The organism is Pseudomonas sp. R3-56 (genome assembly GCF_051132075.1).
Taxonomy (GTDB): domain Bacteria; phylum Pseudomonadota; class Gammaproteobacteria; order Pseudomonadales; family Pseudomonadaceae; genus Aquipseudomonas.
In genome coordinates, this window is the sequence record NZ_CP071657.1 from 4,831,538 (window position 1) to 4,848,352 (window position 16,815).

At 59.8% G+C, this 16,815-nt stretch carries 16 protein-coding genes; 10 read left to right on the forward strand and 6 right to left on the reverse strand.

Going from position 1 to position 16,815, the window contains the following annotated elements; genetic code table 11:
• Window positions 1-156 precede the first annotated feature (156 nt).
• Complete coding sequence (gene pyrC, locus J3P96_RS21995; protein ID WP_305496357.1) at window positions 157-1,203, forward strand: dihydroorotase; 1,047 nt, start codon at window positions 157-159, stop codon at window positions 1,201-1,203.
• Window positions 1,200-1,877 (forward strand): ribonuclease T, encoded by a 678-nt coding sequence (rnt, locus tag J3P96_RS22000; protein ID WP_039591753.1) that lies wholly within the window; start codon window positions 1,200-1,202, stop codon window positions 1,875-1,877. Before pyrC ends, rnt begins: the two co-directional genes overlap by 4 nt.
• Before the next feature lie 211 nt (window positions 1,878-2,088).
• Here rnt and J3P96_RS22005 read toward each other — a convergent pair whose 3' ends face one another.
• Window positions 2,089-2,691: a peroxiredoxin gene (locus J3P96_RS22005; RefSeq protein WP_434569603.1), complete on the reverse strand. Its 603-nt coding sequence runs from the start codon at window positions 2,689-2,691 to the stop codon at window positions 2,089-2,091.
• Window positions 2,692-2,995: 304 nt separating this feature from the next.
• Here J3P96_RS22005 and J3P96_RS22010 point away from each other — a divergent pair, with 304 nt between their 5' ends.
• Window positions 2,996-3,214 carry a bacterioferritin-associated ferredoxin gene (locus J3P96_RS22010; RefSeq protein WP_003178704.1) on the forward strand — a complete coding sequence of 73 codons (219 nt, stop codon included), beginning with the start codon at window positions 2,996-2,998 and terminating at the stop codon, window positions 3,212-3,214.
• A gap of 199 nt (window positions 3,215-3,413) precedes the next feature.
• The gene (gene bfr / locus J3P96_RS22015; RefSeq protein WP_186635709.1) at window positions 3,414-3,887 is read left to right on the forward strand and encodes a bacterioferritin; all 474 of its coding nucleotides are present in this window, start codon (window positions 3,414-3,416) and stop codon (window positions 3,885-3,887) included.
• A 195-nt stretch (window positions 3,888-4,082) separates the two neighbouring features.
• Here bfr and grxD read toward each other — a convergent pair whose 3' ends face one another.
• The 3 genes from grxD to J3P96_RS22030 form a co-directional block, all read right to left on the reverse strand.
• Window positions 4,083-4,424 carry a Grx4 family monothiol glutaredoxin gene (gene grxD / locus J3P96_RS22020; RefSeq protein ID WP_018614171.1) on the reverse strand — a complete coding sequence of 114 codons (342 nt, stop codon included), beginning with the start codon at window positions 4,422-4,424 and terminating at the stop codon, window positions 4,083-4,085.
• A 99-nt stretch (window positions 4,425-4,523) separates the two neighbouring features.
• A complete protein-coding gene (locus tag J3P96_RS22025) occupies window positions 4,524-6,632 on the reverse strand; it encodes a molybdopterin oxidoreductase family protein (RefSeq protein ID WP_434653508.1) in 2,109 nt (702 codons plus the stop codon).
• A 123-nt stretch (window positions 6,633-6,755) separates the two neighbouring features.
• Complete coding sequence (locus J3P96_RS22030; RefSeq protein WP_305496360.1) at window positions 6,756-7,043, reverse strand: hypothetical protein; 288 nt, start codon at window positions 7,041-7,043, stop codon at window positions 6,756-6,758.
• Window positions 7,044-7,446: 403 nt separating this feature from the next.
• On the opposite strand from J3P96_RS22030, the gene argF reads away from it, so the two are divergent.
• On the forward strand, window positions 7,447-8,367 hold the full coding sequence (argF, locus tag J3P96_RS22035; RefSeq protein ID WP_305496361.1) for an ornithine carbamoyltransferase: 921 nt from the start codon (window positions 7,447-7,449) through the stop codon (window positions 8,365-8,367).
• Window positions 8,364-9,473 carry an ABC transporter ATP-binding protein gene (locus tag J3P96_RS22040; RefSeq protein ID WP_434653509.1) on the forward strand — a complete coding sequence of 370 codons (1,110 nt, stop codon included), beginning with the start codon at window positions 8,364-8,366 and terminating at the stop codon, window positions 9,471-9,473. The genes argF and J3P96_RS22040 overlap by 4 nt, the downstream gene beginning before the upstream one ends.
• Window positions 9,474-9,611: 138 nt before the next feature.
• On the opposite strand, the gene J3P96_RS22045 is transcribed toward J3P96_RS22040, so the two are convergent.
• Together J3P96_RS22045 and ybaK are read right to left on the reverse strand one after the other, a co-directional pair.
• Complete coding sequence (locus J3P96_RS22045; protein ID WP_434625702.1) at window positions 9,612-10,394, reverse strand: PhzF family phenazine biosynthesis protein; 783 nt, start codon at window positions 10,392-10,394, stop codon at window positions 9,612-9,614.
• 184 nt (window positions 10,395-10,578) lie between these two features.
• On the reverse strand, window positions 10,579-11,049 hold the full coding sequence (ybaK, locus tag J3P96_RS22050) for a Cys-tRNA(Pro) deacylase (RefSeq protein ID WP_305496364.1): 471 nt from the start codon (window positions 11,047-11,049) through the stop codon (window positions 10,579-10,581).
• 323 nt (window positions 11,050-11,372) lie between these two features.
• On the opposite strand from ybaK, the gene J3P96_RS22055 reads away from it, so the two are divergent.
• The 4 genes from J3P96_RS22055 (at window position 11,373) to glpD (ending at window position 16,515) form a co-directional block, all read left to right on the forward strand.
• The gene (locus J3P96_RS22055; RefSeq protein ID WP_434653510.1) at window positions 11,373-12,224 is read left to right on the forward strand and encodes an MIP/aquaporin family protein; all 852 of its coding nucleotides are present in this window, start codon (window positions 11,373-11,375) and stop codon (window positions 12,222-12,224) included.
• Between the two features lie 76 nt (window positions 12,225-12,300).
• Complete coding sequence (gene glpK / locus J3P96_RS22060; protein WP_305496365.1) at window positions 12,301-13,806, forward strand: glycerol kinase GlpK; 1,506 nt, start codon at window positions 12,301-12,303, stop codon at window positions 13,804-13,806.
• Between the two features lie 96 nt (window positions 13,807-13,902).
• Window positions 13,903-14,658, forward strand: coding sequence for a DeoR/GlpR family transcriptional regulator (locus J3P96_RS22065; protein WP_003204973.1), 756 nt, complete (start codon window positions 13,903-13,905; stop codon window positions 14,656-14,658).
• A gap of 318 nt (window positions 14,659-14,976) precedes the next feature.
• Complete coding sequence (gene glpD / locus J3P96_RS22070; protein ID WP_434653511.1) at window positions 14,977-16,515, forward strand: glycerol-3-phosphate dehydrogenase; 1,539 nt, start codon at window positions 14,977-14,979, stop codon at window positions 16,513-16,515.
• Window positions 16,516-16,815 lie beyond the last annotated feature (300 nt).

The following is a 16,815-nucleotide window of genomic DNA, read 5'->3' on the forward strand; positions in this document are numbered from 1 at the left end:
AAACACCGGGCATGACGCCTGTACGAGACACCGCACGGATTCGTGGCACACCTGAAGGGGCTATCGGTAACTTGTGGCAAAACTTGATAGCGGGTGCCCGCATCGGTCTTTTCCGGTAGCATTCCCCCAGAGTTTGACCCGCCTGGAAGCCCCTCAATGTCCGACCGCCTGACCCTGCTGCGTCCCGACGACTGGCATATTCATCTTCGCGATGGTGCTGTGTTGACCCATACCGTCGCCGATGTCGCGCGCACCTTCGGGCGCGCAATCATCATGCCTAACCTGGTTCCGCCTGTCCGCAACGCCGTCGAGGCCGATGGCTATCGCCAGCGCATCCTGGCCGCACGCCCGGCCGGCAGCCGCTTCGAACCGCTGATGGTGCTTTACCTCACCGACCGCACCCAGCCCGAGGAAATTCGCGAGGCCAAGGCCAGTGGCTTCGTCCACGCGGCCAAGTTGTACCCGGCCGGCGCCACCACCAATTCGGACTCCGGCGTCACCAGCATCGACAAGATCTTCCCGGCGCTTGAAGCGATGGCCGAAGTCGGGATGCCGTTGCTGATCCATGGCGAAGTCACCCGGGGCGATGTCGACGTGTTCGACCGCGAGAAAATTTTCATCGACGAGCACATGCGCCGCGTCGTGGAGCGTTTCCCGACGCTCAAGGTGGTGTTCGAACACATCACCACCGGCGATGCCGTGCAGTTCGTCAACGAAGCCCCGGCCAACGTCGGCGCGACCATTACCGCGCATCACCTGCTTTACAACCGCAACCACATGCTGGTGGGCGGGATCCGGCCGCACTTCTATTGCTTGCCGATCCTCAAGCGCAACACCCACCAGGAAGCCTTGCTCGACGCCGCCACCAGCGGCAGTGCGAAGTTTTTCCTCGGCACGGACTCGGCGCCCCACGCCCGCCATGCCAAGGAAGCCGCCTGCGGTTGCGCCGGTTGCTACACCGCCTATGCCGCCATCGAGATGTACGCCGAAGCGTTCGAGCAACGCAACGCGCTGGACAAGCTCGAAGGTTTTGCCAGCCTGCACGGTCCGCGTTTCTATGGCCTGCCGGTGAACACCGATAGCATTACCCTGGTCCGCGACGAGTGGACTGCCCCCGCCAGCCTGCCGTTTGGCGAACAGACTGTCATCCCGCTGCGCGCCGGTGAAAAACTGCGCTGGCGCCTGCTGGAGGAAAACGCGTGAGTGAAGATCATTTCGACGACGAACTGGACGGCAACGGTGGTTCCGGCGGCGCTCGCCACCCCATGGCAGCCCGTTTCCGGGGTTACCTGCCGGTCGTGGTCGACGTAGAAACCGGCGGTTTCAACTCGGCCACCGATGCGTTGCTGGAAATCGCCGCGACGACTATCGGCATGGACGAAAAAGGCTTTGTGTTCCCGGACCACACTTATTTCTTCCGCGTTGAACCGTTCGAAGGCGCCAACATCGAAGCAGCCGCGCTGGAGTTCACCGGGATCAAGCTCGATCACCCGCTGCGCATGGCGGTCAGCGAGGAAACGGCACTGACCGATATCTTTCGTGGCGTGCGCAAGGCCCTGAAGGCCAACGGTTGCAAGCGCGCGATCCTGGTCGGCCACAACAGCAGCTTCGACCTGGGCTTCCTTAACGCCGCCGTTGCGCGACTGGACATGAAGCGCAACCCATTCCACCCGTTTTCCAGCTTCGATACGGCGACCCTGGCCGGCCTGGCGTACGGCCAGACCGTATTGGCCAAGGCCTGCCAGGCCGCCGACATCGATTTCGACGGCCGCGAAGCCCACTCGGCCCGCTATGACACCGAGAAGACTGCCGAGCTGTTCTGCGGCATCGTCAATCGCTGGAAGGAAATGGGCGGCTGGCAGGATTTCGACGACTGATATCGGCGCCAAATCTGGCTCTTGCGGCTTTTGTGGCGAGGGAGCTTGCTCCCGCTGGGTGGCGTAGCCGCCCCAAATATTTTGTGAGCGCTTCGCGCTCAAGCGGGAGCAAGCTCCCTCGCCACGCGGTATCGTGCTTCGGCCGACAAGTTTGGAACACCCCAAAAAAAACCGGCCCATCAAGGGCCGGTTTTTTTATGCCTGAGTGCGCTTACAGCTTGTCGCTGTGTTCGCCCAGGTAAGCCGCTACGCCTTCAGGCGATGCGGTCATGCCCTTGTCGCCTTTTTTCCAGTTGGCCGGGCAGACTTCGCCGTGCTCTTCGTGGAATTGCAGAGCGTCGACCAGACGGATCAGCTCTTCCATGTTACGGCCCAGCGGCAGGTCGTTGATGATCTGCGAACGGACCACGCCTTTGTCGTCGATCAGGAACGCGCCACGGAAGGCCACGCCGCCTTCGGACTCAACGTCGTAGGCCTTGGCGATTTCGTGCTTCATGTCAGCGGCCATGGTGTACTTCACCGGGCCGATCCCGCCGTTGTTGATTGGGGTGTTGCGCCAGGCGTTGTGGGTGAAGTGCGAGTCGATCGAAACCGCGACCACTTCAACGTTGCGCGCCTTGAAGTCGTCCATGCGGTGATCCAGTGCGATCAGCTCGGACGGGCAGACGAAAGTGAAGTCCAGCGGGTAGAAGAACACCAGGCCGTATTTGCCTTTGATGGCCGAGGACAGGGTGAAGCTGTCGACGATTTCGCCGTTGCCGAGTACGGCTGGAACGGTGAAGTCAGGGGCTTGTTTGCCTACGAGTACGCTCATTGGATATCTCCTGGTGTAGTAACGTGAAAACCGGGTCCGCGCCAGCCTGCCACCCTCAGGCGACAGCCCTGTGACACGAACCCGCTTTGCAAGGACCGACCATCATACACCGCGCGTTTGGACTGTCCTCAACGGTTTTTCGGGGATCACGGAAATCCGCGACGTCTCATGGCCCACCGGGAAAAAACCGTTCGTCAGACCAAGGCATCTCAAGCCAGGGACTATCAGAAACCACTTTGACAATCATTCTCGTTAACATTAAGATCCGTCTCAATTGAGTCACAACCAGCGACGGTTCTCACTTATGTATGTATGCCTCTGCACTGGCGTCACCGACGGACAGATCCGCGAAGCGATCTATGAAGGTTGCTGCAGTTATCGGGAAGTCCGCCAGGCCACCGGCGTAGCCAGCCAATGCGGTAAATGTGCCTGCCTTGCCAAGGAAGTGGTGCGTGAAACCCTCGCCAAAGTGCAGACCGCCCAGGCCTCGATCCCTTATCCGGTAGAATTTACTGCCGCATAAATCCAGCTTTTTGAAGAACCGGACTCAATGTCCGGTTTTTTTATGCCGGTAAATCAAGTGCTTAGCCTCCAGACGCGGAACACAAACATTCTTATTCCGATTAATTTTCATTTATTATTCAATAACTTAGGTTTGACACTGGTAATTGCGCGGCTCAAACTCTGCCGTATACACAGCTATTACAGGGCAGGCCCTCACCATGAAAGGCGACATTACAGTCATCCAGCATCTCAACAAGATCCTCGCCAATGAGCTGGTCGCGATCAATCAATACTTCCTGCATGCGCGCATGTATGAGGATTGGGGCCTGAACAAGCTGGGCAAGCACGAGTACCACGAATCCATCGACGAGATGAAACACGCGGACAAGCTGATCAAGCGCATCCTGTTCCTCGAAGGCCTGCCGAACGTCCAGGACCTGGGCAAGCTGCACATCGGCGAACACACCCGGGAAATGCTCGAATGCGACCTGCGCATCGAACGCACCGGCCACGCCGACCTGAAAGCCGCCATCGCCCATTGCGAAACCGTCGGTGACTTCGGCAGTCGCGAGTTGCTCGAGGATATCCTCGAGTCCGAAGAAGAGCACATCGACTGGCTGGAAACCCAGTTGGGCCTGATCGACAAGATCGGTCTGGAGAACTACCTGCAGTCGCAGATGGGCGAAGAATAAGCTTCCCCGACAGCGAGCCACAAAAAAGCCCCGCCCTCTTTCGAGAGGCGGGGCTTTTTATTGCCTGGATTCCAGGCTCACCTAGATTCCTTGTGGGAGCGAGCCTGCTCGCGATAGCGGTGTGTCAGTCACCATCAAATTGACTGACACGCCCTCATCGCGAGCAGGCTCGCTCCCACATTGGTTTGGGGTGAATCAGGCTTCGGTCTTGTTCGCCGCCGCTGCTTCCACAGCTGCCTTGATGGTGGCCTGCAGAGAGCCATCAGCGGCCATCTCGGTCATGATGTCGCTGCCGCCGATCAGTTCACCGCCAACCCACAACTGTGGAAAGGTTGGCCAGTTGGCGTACTTGGGAAGATTGGCGCGGATTTCCGGGTTCTGCAGGATGTCCACGTAAGCGAACTTCTCGCCACACGCCATCACCGCCTGAGCAGCCTTGGCCGAGAAGCCGCACTGAGGGGCATTCGGCGAGCCTTTCATGTAAAGCAGGATAGTGTTGTTGGCAATCTGGTCTTTGATCGTTTCGATGATATCCACGGAGCACCTCGGCTTGAACTTTGCGACTACAGATGTCGACACGGTGGCGCATTGTAACGGAAAGCCGAGCACCCTGCTCGGTCCGGCCCAAGGACAATTCTACGCAGCCGCCACTTTCACCGGAACCCCATTAAGCGCCGCATTGCCGGACAACTCATCGAGCTGACATTCATCGGTCAGGTCGTTGGCGCTGGAACCAGGCTGGCCGCTGGCGATGGTCATCTGCACGCCCGGTCGGGCGTGGCCCCAGCCATGGGGAAGGCTGACCACGCCCTTCATCATGTCCAGGCTGCCTTGCACCTCTACTTCGATCACGCCCACCCGTGAACTGACCTGCACGCGCTGGCCATCGACTAAACCGCGACTGGCGAGGTCTTCAGGATGCATCAGCAACTGATGGCGCGGCTTGCCCTTCACCAGCCGATGAAAGTTATGCATCCAGGAATTGTTGCTGCGCACATGCCGACGGCCAATCATCAGCAACTCGTCCGATGCCGGCGCTCGCAGCGCGGCAAAGCGCGCCAGATCCGCGAGGATCACCGCCGGCGCAGCCTGCACGCGGCCATTTTCGGTTTTCAAGCGCGTCGTCAGGTTGGGCTTGAGCGCACCGAGGTCGATGCCGTGGGGATGATCGAACAGCGTCGCCAGCGACAATTTGTATGGCGAGGCATCCCCATACCTTCCCGCGCGCAGGCCAAAATCAATCATTTGCGCGGGCGGCATGGTCGGCTTGAGCTCCTTGCCAGTCCGCGCGGCGAAGGCCTTGGCCAGGCCGACAAAAATCTCCCAGTCGTGCAGCGCCCCTTCGGGCTTGGGCAGGATCGCCCGATTGAAACGGCTGACGTTACGCACCGCGAACAGGTTGAACGTGGTGTCGTAGTGATCGTTTTCCAAAGCCGAAGTCGATGGCAGGATCAGATCGGCATAACGCGTGGTCTCGTTGATGTACAAATCGATGCTGACCATGAACTCCAGCCCATCCAGCGCCTGTTCGAGCTGCCGCCCGTTGGGCGTGGACAGCACCGGGTTGCCGGCCACGGTGACCAGCGCACGAATCTGCCCGTCGCCCTCGGTCAGCATTTCTTCGGCCAAGGTCGACACGGGCAGCTCGCCGGCGTATTCGGGACGCCCGGACACCCGGCTCTGCCAACGGTTGAAATGGCCACCCGAAGTGGTCGCCACCAGGTCCACCGCCGGCTCGGTGCACAACGCCCCGCCCACCCGATCGAGGTTGCCGGTGACCAGGTTGATCACTTGGATCAGCCAGTGGCATAACGTGCCGAACGCCTGGGTGGACACGCCCATTCTGCCGTAGCAGACCGCTGAGGGCGCAGCGGCAAAGTCACGGGCCAACTGCTGGATCTGCGGCGCCGGCACCGCACAGAGGGGGCTCATCACCTCGGCGGTAAACCCTGCCACGGCCTGGCGCACCTCTTCGAGGCCGTCCACCGGCAAATGGCTGTCGCGGCTCAGACCTTCGCTGAACAGCGTATTGAGCAGGCCAAACAGCAGCGCGGCATCGCCACCGGGACGCACGAAAACATGCTGGTCGGCAATGGCCGCCGTTTCGCTGCGCCGTGGATCGACGACCACGACTTTGCCGCCACGGGCCTGGATCGCCTTGAGGCGCTTCTCGACGTCCGGCACGGTCATAATGCTGCCGTTGGAAGCCAGGGGATTACCGCCCAGGATCAGCATGAAATCGGTATGGTCGATGTCCGGTATCGGCAGCAGCAGGCCGTGACCGTACATCAAGTGACTGGTCAGGTGATGGGGCAGTTGGTCCACCGACGTCGCCGAGAAGCGACTGCGTGTCTTCAGCAGGCCAAGGAAATAGTTGCTGTGGGTCATCAACCCATAGTTATGCACGCTGGGGTTGCCCTGGTAGACGCCCACCGCGTTCTGGCCGTGGCGCTCCTGGATTGCCGCCAGGCGTTCGGCGACCAGGGCGAAAGCGTCATCCCAGGCAATCGGCTGCCACTCGCCGCCGACTCGCTGCATGGGTTGGCGCAGCCGGTCCGGGTCATTCTGGATATCTTGCAGGGCGACGGCCTTGGGACAGATGTGCCCACGGCTGAAACTGTCCAGCGGATCGCCCTTGATCGAGGTGATCGCCAGGCCTTGGCCTTCAGTTTCGGTGGTTTCGAGCGTCAGGCCACAGATGGCCTCACATAGATGGCACGCACGGTGATGAAGAGTCTTGGTCATGGCCAGTCTCTGTTTTATTCGTAGCGGGCACTTTCGGCCGCGGGAACAAAACTATGGCGCGGGATCCTCCACCGCGCCAGCGACGTTCGTCCTGTGAATCGCCGGGCATCAGGCCAACCGATTTCAGGGGTGCTCGGGAGGCGGCGCCAGCAGCTGGATTTCCTCGACGGTTTCCACTTGTTCCTGAGCGATGGGCACTCCGGTCAACTCGCCGATCAATCGCCAATGTTCGTCGAGGCCGCTGCTGATGGTAGCCATGCGGTCGATCATGCGGCGGCCGGCAGCCTTGGTCACTTCGTCTTCGCTGCGCAACAATTCGAATGACATGGAGGTCACCGAAGCGGTCAGGTGCGTCAGGGAGCGTGCCGTCAGCCCCAGCAGTTCCATCAGTTGTTGCTCTTTCGAATCCATTTCGGGGCTCCTGCGTCTAAGGGTTCATTTATAACCCAGGCCCTTGCATTAAGAAATCTCACATCCGATGACAGACACACGAAAACAATTGCACGCTGGCCAATAAAACGCCGTTTGTCCTCCGGCGCCCGTCCGGCTTGTTTGCCAAGCGCCGCAGCGCCAGTGTACAAATGGGCTCGCTGCTGTCAGGAAACCGGCTTCAAACATGTCATCGCAGTCCCGCCATGACCTCGTTGAAATCCCCTAAAACCGTAGCCCTATTGGTAAGACGCGACATTTAATGTCAATATCGCGCCTTCCCCTAATTTCGTCGCCCCGTGCGGCTTTTGCCGCAGGTCTCGCCCGTTTTTCCATTAAACAAGGCTTTGAGCATCTGCGGTCAGTTACAAAAAGGTAGTCAATCATGAGCGCAAGGCACTTTCTCTCCCTGATGGATTTCACGCCCGAAGAGTTGCTCGGCGTGATCCGTCGAGGCGTGGAGCTCAAGGACCTGCGTAAGCGCGGCGTACTGTTCGAGCCCTTGAAAAACCGTGTGCTGGGGATGATCTTCGAGAAATCCTCCACGCGCACGCGCATTTCTTTCGAAGCCGGCATGATCCAGCTCGGCGGCCAGGCGATTTTCCTGTCGCCCCGTGACACCCAGCTGGGCCGTGGCGAACCCATTGGCGATTGCGCCATCGTCATGTCGAGCATGCTCGATGCGGTGATGATCCGGACCTTTGCCCACAGTACGCTGACCCAGTTCGCGGCCCATTCGCGCGTGCCGGTGATCAATGGCCTGTCCGACGATCTGCACCCGTGCCAGTTGCTCGCCGACATGCAGACCTTCCTCGAACATCGCGGCCCGATCCAGGGCAAGACCGTGGCCTGGATCGGCGATGGCAACAACATGTGCAACAGCTATATAGAAGCGGCCATCCAGTTCGACTTCCAGTTGCGCATCGCCTGCCCTGAAGGCTACGAACCCAACCCGCAATTCGTCGCCAGGGCCGGCGACCGGGTGACAATCCTGCGCGATCCGAAACAGGCCGTCGCCGGCGCGCACCTGGTGAGCACCGACGTCTGGACGTCCATGGGCCAGGAAGAAGAAACCGCCAAGCGCCTGGAGTTGTTTGCGCCCTTCCAGGTCAATCGGGCACTGCTCGACCTGGCGGATGCCGAGGTGCTGTTCATGCATTGCCTGCCAGCCCATCGTGGCGAAGAAATCAGCCTCGACCTGCTTGATGATCCCCGCTCGGTGGCGTGGGACCAGGCAGAAAACCGTCTCCATGCACAGAAGGCCCTGCTTGAATTCCTCGTCGAGCCGGCGTACCACCACGCATGAGTGCTCCATTGTTATTGAATCTGCACAATCTGGCCTGCGGTTATCAGGACCAGCGGGTCGTCCAGAACCTCAACCTGCACCTCAATGCTGGTGACATCGGTTGCCTGCTCGGCTCGTCCGGGTGTGGCAAGACCACCACCCTGCGGGCCATCGCCGGTTTCGAACCGGTGCATGAAGGCGAGATCCAGTTGGCTGGGGAAACCATTTCCCGCGCGGGGTTTACCCTCGCCCCGGAAAAACGCCGCATCGGCATGGTGTTCCAGGACTACGCGCTGTTCCCGCATTTGAGCGTCGCCGAAAATATCGCGTTCGGCATCCGCAAACATCCGGACAAGGATCGCGTGGTCGAAGAACTGTTGGAGCTGGTCAACCTGAAAAGCCTGGGCAAGCGTTTTCCCCACGAGCTGTCGGGAGGCCAGCAACAGCGCGTGGCGCTGGCCCGCGCACTGGCACCGGAACCCCAGTTGCTGTTGCTCGACGAACCGTTCTCCAACCTCGACGGCGAGCTGCGACGCAAGCTCAGCCATGAGGTGCGGGACATTCTCAAGGCCCGCGGCACCAGCGCGATCCTGGTCACCCATGACCAGGAAGAAGCCTTTGCGGTGAGTGACCATGTCGGCGTGTTCAGAGAGGGTCGCCTGGAACAGTGGGATACGCCCTACAACCTGTATCACGAACCTCTGACGCCCTATGTCGCCAGTTTCATCGGCCAGGGTTACTTCATCCGCGGTCAGCTCGACAGCCCGGAATCGGTGCAGACCGAACTGGGCATGCTACGCGGCAACCGGGCGTACACCTGGCCCCTCGGCAGTGCCGTAGACGTCCTGCTGCGCCCGGACGACATCGTCCACGCGCCGGACAGTCCGCTCACGGCAACTATCGTTGGCAAGACGTTCCTCGGTGCTTCAACCCTGTATCGCTTGCAACTGCCGACCGGCGCACAACTGGAATCGATTTTCCCAAGCCATGCCGACCATCAGGTCGGTGCTACCGTCGGTATCCGCGTGGCGGCTGAGCACCTGGTGCTGTTCCAGGCGTCGGGCAGCACGGCGGCGCATTTGCCACCAGCGGAAAGTGGTGTGCGGCGGTATGGCACCGCCAGCTAATAGCTGAAGGAATGCAAACCTCTGTGGGAGCGAGCCTGCTCGCGATGGCGTAGGCACATCCAGCGACGGCGCAAGCTGAGCTACCGCTATCGCGAGCAGGCTCGCTCCCACATTTGATCCATTGGCTTGAGTGCAGATTCACCCCAGCGTCAGCGTACCGCTAGCCACCAACGTCGCATCCCCGCCAATCTTCACCCGCTCACCTTCCAATCGGCAGAACAATGCCCCGCCCCTCGCCGAGCATTGATAGGCCGTCAGGCCATGTTTGTTCAGGCGTTTGGACCAGTATGGAATCAAGCTGCAATGAGTCGATCCGGTTACCGGATCCTCGTTGATGCCGATCGCCGGGGCAAAATAGCGCGAGACAAAATCGTGCTTGCTTCCCGGTGCGGTAACGATCGCGCCCGGCCACGGCAGCTTCGCCAGGGCCGCCATGTCCGGCTTGCAATCGAGCACTGCCTGCTCCGACTCCAGCACCACGAACAATTCGTTGCAACTGAGCACATCCACCGCCTCGACACCCAAGGCGCTCTGGACCGCCAGGGAGGCGCCCAACTCAGTCGGCACGATGGCCGGGAAATCCAACCACAACCGATCGCCTTCACGAGAGACACTCAACGCTCCGGACCTGCAGATGAAGTCGAGTCGCTCGGCCGGTTCGCGGTAAACCTCGAACAGCACATGAGCGCTGGCTAACGTCGCGTGCCCACACAGCGGCACTTCGGTGGTGGGCGTGAACCAGCGAATGTGCCAACGCTGGTTCTCACGTACCAGAAAAGCGGTCTCGGCCAGGTTGTGTTCTGCGGCAATTTTCTGCATCAGTTCATCGGCAAGCCAGGCATCGAGCCGATAGACCATCGCCGGGTTACCGCCAAACGGCCGGTCACTGAACGCATCGACTTGATGAAACGCGAGCTGCATGGCACTTCTCCTTTTTTATGGATGCGCGAGCATGAGCTGCCCGGACATCGTTTAGCCAGTGACAGATCAGCAGAATTTTCACCCTACAGCGCACATGAAATCTGACGCCCAATCGATCTTGAAGATTCAAATCATTCTGGCGAGGGAGCTTGCTCCCGCTTGGGCGCAGCGGCCACCAACAGACTCAGGCACGCCCGATATCAGCAAAGATCGCTCCGGTATGCTCCGCCAGTACCGCAGGCGCCAGTTCCACTTCCAGCCCGCGCCTCCCCGCGCTGACGAACATGCTGGCCAACGGCTGCGCAGAATTGTCGATAAACGTGCGAAGACGCTTTTTCTGACCCAGCGGGCTGATCCCGCCCAGCAAATAGCCGGTCGAACGCTGCGCCGCGGCCGGATCGGCCATCTCGACTTTTTTCACCCCGGCTGCATGAGCCAGGCCTTTCAGATCCAGGCTCCCGGCCACCGGCACCACAGCCACCAGCAATTCGCCTTTTTCGCTGGCCGCCAACAGGGTCTTGAACACCTGCGCCGGATCCAGACCGAGTTTTTCAGCCGCCTCCAGCCCATAGGAGGCAGCCTTCGGGTCATGTTCGTAACTGTGGATGCGATGTTCGGCGCGCACTTTTTTAAGCAGGTCCAATGCGGGGGTCATGACGGCTCCTGACCAGGAAAAAGCAAAAGAGTGGCGCGGATTCTAAGCCATCGGCAATGAAAAGGCGTCGTGAGCCTACTGGGATGATCTCCCGGCAGGGTGCACAGCAAGACATTCACGTGACGAATAATCCAAATGTGACCGACGGTTCACTTTCGACCTTTGACACCAGCGTTTCTTGTCTATATTTTTTCGAAACTGAAAGCAGATTTACCTGTCTCAAACAGCACCCTAGACCTGGATGGGGATCCTGGTCTCGGCGAAGAACGCGTCTTCAATGTTTATCGAAGGCGCCAGACAAGAACAAAAACACCGAGGTTTGCATGACTACCGCTTTACAACAGCCCACCCTTTCCAGCCAATGCCTGGCCGAATTCCTCGGCACCGCCCTGCTGATTTTTTTCGGTACCGGTTGCGTCGCGGCGCTCAAGGTCGCGGGTGCGAGTTTCGGGTTGTGGGAAATCAGCATCATCTGGGGTGTCGGGGTCAGCATGGCCATCTACCTCAGCGCGGGTATTTCCGGCGCCCACCTCAACCCCGCCGTCAGCATCGCCCTGTGTATTTTTACCGATTTCGAAAAACGCAAACTGCCCTTCTATATTGTCTGCCAGGTGGCGGGGGCATTCTGTGGCGCGCTCTTGGTCTACACGCTGTACAGCAATCTTTTCTTCGATTTCGAACAGTCCCGACAGATGATTCGTGGCACCCAAGCCAGCCTCGAACTGGCTTCGGTATTCTCCACCTACCCGCACCCGGCGCTCTCCACCGGCCAAGCCTTTCTGGTGGAGATGATCATCACTGCAATCCTGATGGGCGTGATCATGTCCCTGACCGACGACAACAATGGCCTGCCTCGTGGTGCGCTTGCGCCGCTGCTGATCGGCCTTCTGATCGCCGTGATCGGCAGCTCGATGGGGCCGCTGACAGGCTTCGCGATGAACCCGGCGCGGGACTTCGGTCCAAAATTGATGACTTTCTTCGCTGGCTGGGGTGAAATTTCCCTCACGGGCGGGCGTGACATCCCTTACTTCCTGGTTCCGATTTTCGCGCCGATAGTGGGTGCGTGCCTGGGCGCTGCCGCGTATCGCGGATTGATTGCCCGACACCTGCCGGGTGCCAAGGCTGCTACAAAGGATGCAGAACCGGCCATTGACGGCAAGCCAAGAACTTCCTGAAACAATGGGCGCATGCCGCTGCCCTTCAAGCATGCGCCATGGCTTCATCCCAAACACACGTCCCAAGGCAATCGACATGACTGACTCAGAGAACAAAAACTACATCATTGCCCTCGACCAGGGTACGACCAGCTCACGCGCCATTATTTTCGACCGTGACGCCAACGTGGTCTGCACCGCCCAACGGGAATTCGTCCAGCATTATCCGCAACCGGGCTGGGTCGAGCATGACCCCATGGAAATCTTTGCCACGCAAAGCGCGGTGATGGTGGAAGCCTTGGCTCAAGCGGGTTTGCACCACGACCAGGTCGCCGCAATCGGCATCACCAACCAGCGCGAAACCACCGTAGTCTGGGACAAGTCCACCGGCCGCCCCATTTACAACGCGGTAGTCTGGCAATGTCGACGCAGCACCGAAATCTGCCAACAACTCAAGCGCGATGGCCACGAGCAGTACATCAGTGAAGCCACTGGCCTGGTGACCGACCCCTACTTTTCCGGTACCAAGCTCAAGTGGATCCTCGACAACGTCGAAGGCAGCCGCGAGCGCGCGCGCAACGGTGAATTGCTGTTCGGCACCGTGGACAGCTGGCTGATCTGGAAATTTACCGGCGGCAAGGTCCACGTCACCGACTACACCAACGCCTCTCGCACCATGCTCTTCAACATCCACACGCTGGAGTGGGACGCGAAGATGCTCGACATCCTCAACATCCCTCGCGAGATGCTGCCGGAAGTCAAATCATCCTCGGAAATCTACGGCCGGACCAAAAGCGGCATCGCTATTGGCGGCATCGCCGGCGACCAGCAGGCCGCCCTCTTCGGCCAAATGTGCGTGGAACCGGGCCAGGCGAAAAATACCTATGGCACCGGCTGCTTCCTGCTGATGAACACCGGTAACAAAGCCGTCAAATCCAACCACGGCATGCTGACCACCATCGCCTGCGGTCCTCGCGGCGAAGTGGCCTACGCCCTGGAAGGCGCGGTGTTCAACGGTGGCTCTACCGTCCAGTGGCTGCGCGATGAACTGAAAATCATCAACGACGCCCTCGACACCGAATACTTCGCCAACAAGGTCAAGGACAGCAACGGCGTTTACCTGGTGCCAGCCTTCACCGGCCTCGGCGCACCGTACTGGGACCCCTACGCCCGTGGCGCGCTGTTCGGCCTGACCCGTGGCGTGCGGGTCGATCACATCATCCGGGCCGCGCTGGAATCCATCGCCTACCAGACCCGCGACGTACTCGACGCCATGCAACAGGATGCCGGCGAACGCCTCAAGTCCTTGCGCGTGGACGGTGGCGCCGTGGCCAACAATTTCCTCATGCAGTTTCAGGCCGACATTCTTGGCACGCAGGTCGAACGCCCGAAAATGCGCGAAACCACTGCGCTCGGCGCGGCATACCTGGCTGGCCTGGCATGCGGTTTCTGGGGCAGCCTGGAAGAGTTGCGTGGCAAAGCGGTCATCGAGCGCGAGTTCGAGCCGCAGCTGGATGAGCAAGCCAAGGAAAAACTCTACGCAGGATGGAAAAAAGCCGTCAGCCGCACGCGCGATTGGGAGCCCCACGAAGACGCTGAATGACAGCTGAGCCGGGGATGATGAGGATCTGAAACTGGTCGGGAAAGGATTCCTGCGGCATCATGGGCAAATTTTGTACGGCAGCCCAAAGGAAGCCCCATGAATCTGCCTCCCCGCCAGCAGCAAATCCTTGAACTGGTCCGCGAACGCGGCTATGTCAGCATCGAGGAAATGGCGCAGCTATTTGTTGTCACCCCGCAGACCATCCGCCGCGACATCAATCAACTGGCGGAAGTGAACCTGCTGCGCCGCTACCACGGCGGCGCCGCTTACGATTCCAGCGTGGAAAACACCGCCTACGCCATGCGCGCCGATCAGATGCGCGATGAGAAGCAACGCATCGCCGAAGCGATCGCTGCGCAGATTCCCGACCACGCCTCGCTGTTCATCAATATCGGTACCACCACCGAATCCATCGCCCGGGCGCTGCTCAACCACAACCATTTGAAAGTCATCACCAACAACCTGCACGTGGCATCGATCCTCAGTGCCAAGGATGATTTCGAAGTCCTGATCGCCGGCGGTAACGTGCGCCGTGACGGCGGCGTGGTCGGTCAGGCCAGCGTCGATTTCATCAATCAGTTCAAAGTCGACTTCGCCCTGGTGGGCATCAGCGGGATCGACGAGGACGGCAGCCTGCTGGACTTTGACTACCAGGAAGTCCGGGTCTCCCAAGCCATCATCGCCAACGCCCGGCAGGTATTACTGGCAGCGGATTCCAGCAAGTTCGGGCGCAACGCCATGGTCCGCCTGGGCCCGATCAGCCTGATCGATTGCCTGGTGACCGACCAGCAACCGGTGCCGGCCCTGGCGCAGTTGTTGAGCCAGCACAAGATTCGCCTGGAAGTGGTCTGACTTCACCCCCGATCCCCTGTGGCGAGGGAGCTTGCTCCCGCTCGGCGGCGCAGCCGTCGTAAATCGGCCTGATGGGGTTAGCCTGAAGAAAAACGCCGGCCTGCTTGGGATGGCTTCGCCATCCAGCGGGAGCAAGCTCCCTCGCCACAGAAGCACTCCTCAACTCCTTTTTGTTCGAAAATTTTCCTTTCAGCGTACTTCGATCAGTATTTTCAATCGGATTCGACTGGCTGTTGCTGTGCTTATGGGCTAGTATTTTCGCAAATGAACATTTATGTTCGAATTCAAATATTTCGAAAAAGAACCCGAGGCCAGCCGATGCCCAATTCCACCTTGCCTATGCCCCCTCTCGCTGAAATCTATGACGTCGCCGTCATCGGTGGCGGTATCAATGGTGTAGGGATCGCCGCGGATGCTGCCGGTCGCGGTCTTTCGGTGTTCCTTTGCGAAAAGGACGATTTGGCCAGCCACACCTCTTCGGCCAGCAGCAAGCTGATCCATGGCGGCCTGCGTTATCTCGAACATTACGAATTCCGCCTGGTACGTGAAGCACTCGCCGAACGCGAAGTGCTGCTGACCAAGGCTCCGCACATCGTCAAGCAGATGCGCTTCGTATTGCCCCATCGCCCGCACCTGCGTCCGGCCTGGATGATCCGCGCCGGCCTGTTCCTTTATGATCACCTGGGCAAGCGCGAGCAGCTCGCCGGCTCCCGGAGTCTGAAATTCGGCGCCGACAGCGCATTAAAAAGCGAGATCACCAAAGGCTTCGAATACTCCGATTGCTGGGTCGATGACGCCCGGCTGGTGGTGCTCAATGCCATGGCGGCGCGAGAAAAAGGTGCGCATATCCACACCCGCACCCGTTGCGTCAGCGCTCGGCGCAGTAAAGGCCTGTGGCAATTGAACCTGGAACGTGCCGACGGCAGCCTGTTTTCAATCCTGGCCAAATCGCTGGTGAACGCCGCCGGCCCATGGGTCGCCAAGTTCATTCGTGATGACCTGAAGATGGAATCGCCCTACGGCATCCGCCTGATCCAGGGCAGCCATCTGATCGTGCCAAAACTCTACGAAGGCGAGCATGCGCACATTCTTCAAAACGAAGACCAGCGCATCGTCTTCACCATCCCGTATCTGAATCAATTTACCCTGATAGGCACGACCGACCGCGAATACACCGGCGATCCGGCCAAGGTGGCAATTACCGAGGGCGAAACCGACTACCTGCTGAAGGTCGTCAATGCGCACTTCAAGAAGCAGATCAGCCGCGACGACATCCTGCACAGCTACTCCGGGGTTCGGCCTTTGTGCAACGACGAATCCGACAACCCTTCCGCCGTGACCCGGGACTACACCCTGGCGCTGTCGGGTGGTGACCAGGAGGCTCCGTTGTTGTCGGTGTTCGGCGGCAAACTGACCACGTACCGCAAGCTTGCCGAGTCGGCGATGGCCCAGCTGGCTCCGTATTTCACCCAGATGCGCCCGAGCTGGACGGCCCTGGAGACCTTGCCCGGCGGCGAGAACATGACCACGCCACAGGCTTTGTGCTCGGCAATCCGCGACAAGTTCGACTGGCTGCCCACCGATATCGCCCGCCGCTGGGCCACTACCTATGGCAGCCGCACCTGGCGCATGCTCGAAGGCGTGCACAGCCTTGCCGACCTGGGCGAGCACATCGGCGCGGGCCTTTATACCCGGGAGGTCGACTATCTGTGCAGCGACGAGTGGGCCATCGACGCCGAGGATATTCTCTGGCGTCGCAGCAAGCTGGGCTTGTTCACAACCGCCGCTGAACAGGAGAAGCTTCGCACGTACCTGGACAAGGTCGAGCACAACCGGCGCAAGATCGAAGCGGCCTGAGCTGTATCGCGCTAGCTAAACGAAAAGCCCCTGAGTTCAGGGGCTTTTTGTTATCCGGATCCGCCACGGATCCCTGTGGGAGCGAGCCTGCTCGCGAAGAGGCCATCCACTTCCCAACTGATGGAACTGAGAGGCCGCCTTCGCGAGCAGGCTCGCTCCCACAGGAGTCGATGGGCTCTCAGGTCATTCGGTTTTCCGAACACGACCCGACAGTCAGTTCGGCAAACCGGATAAACAACCGGCCAAAAACCTGAAACAAAACATTAATTTCTTTTAAAAACATAGCCTTACCAAACTGCC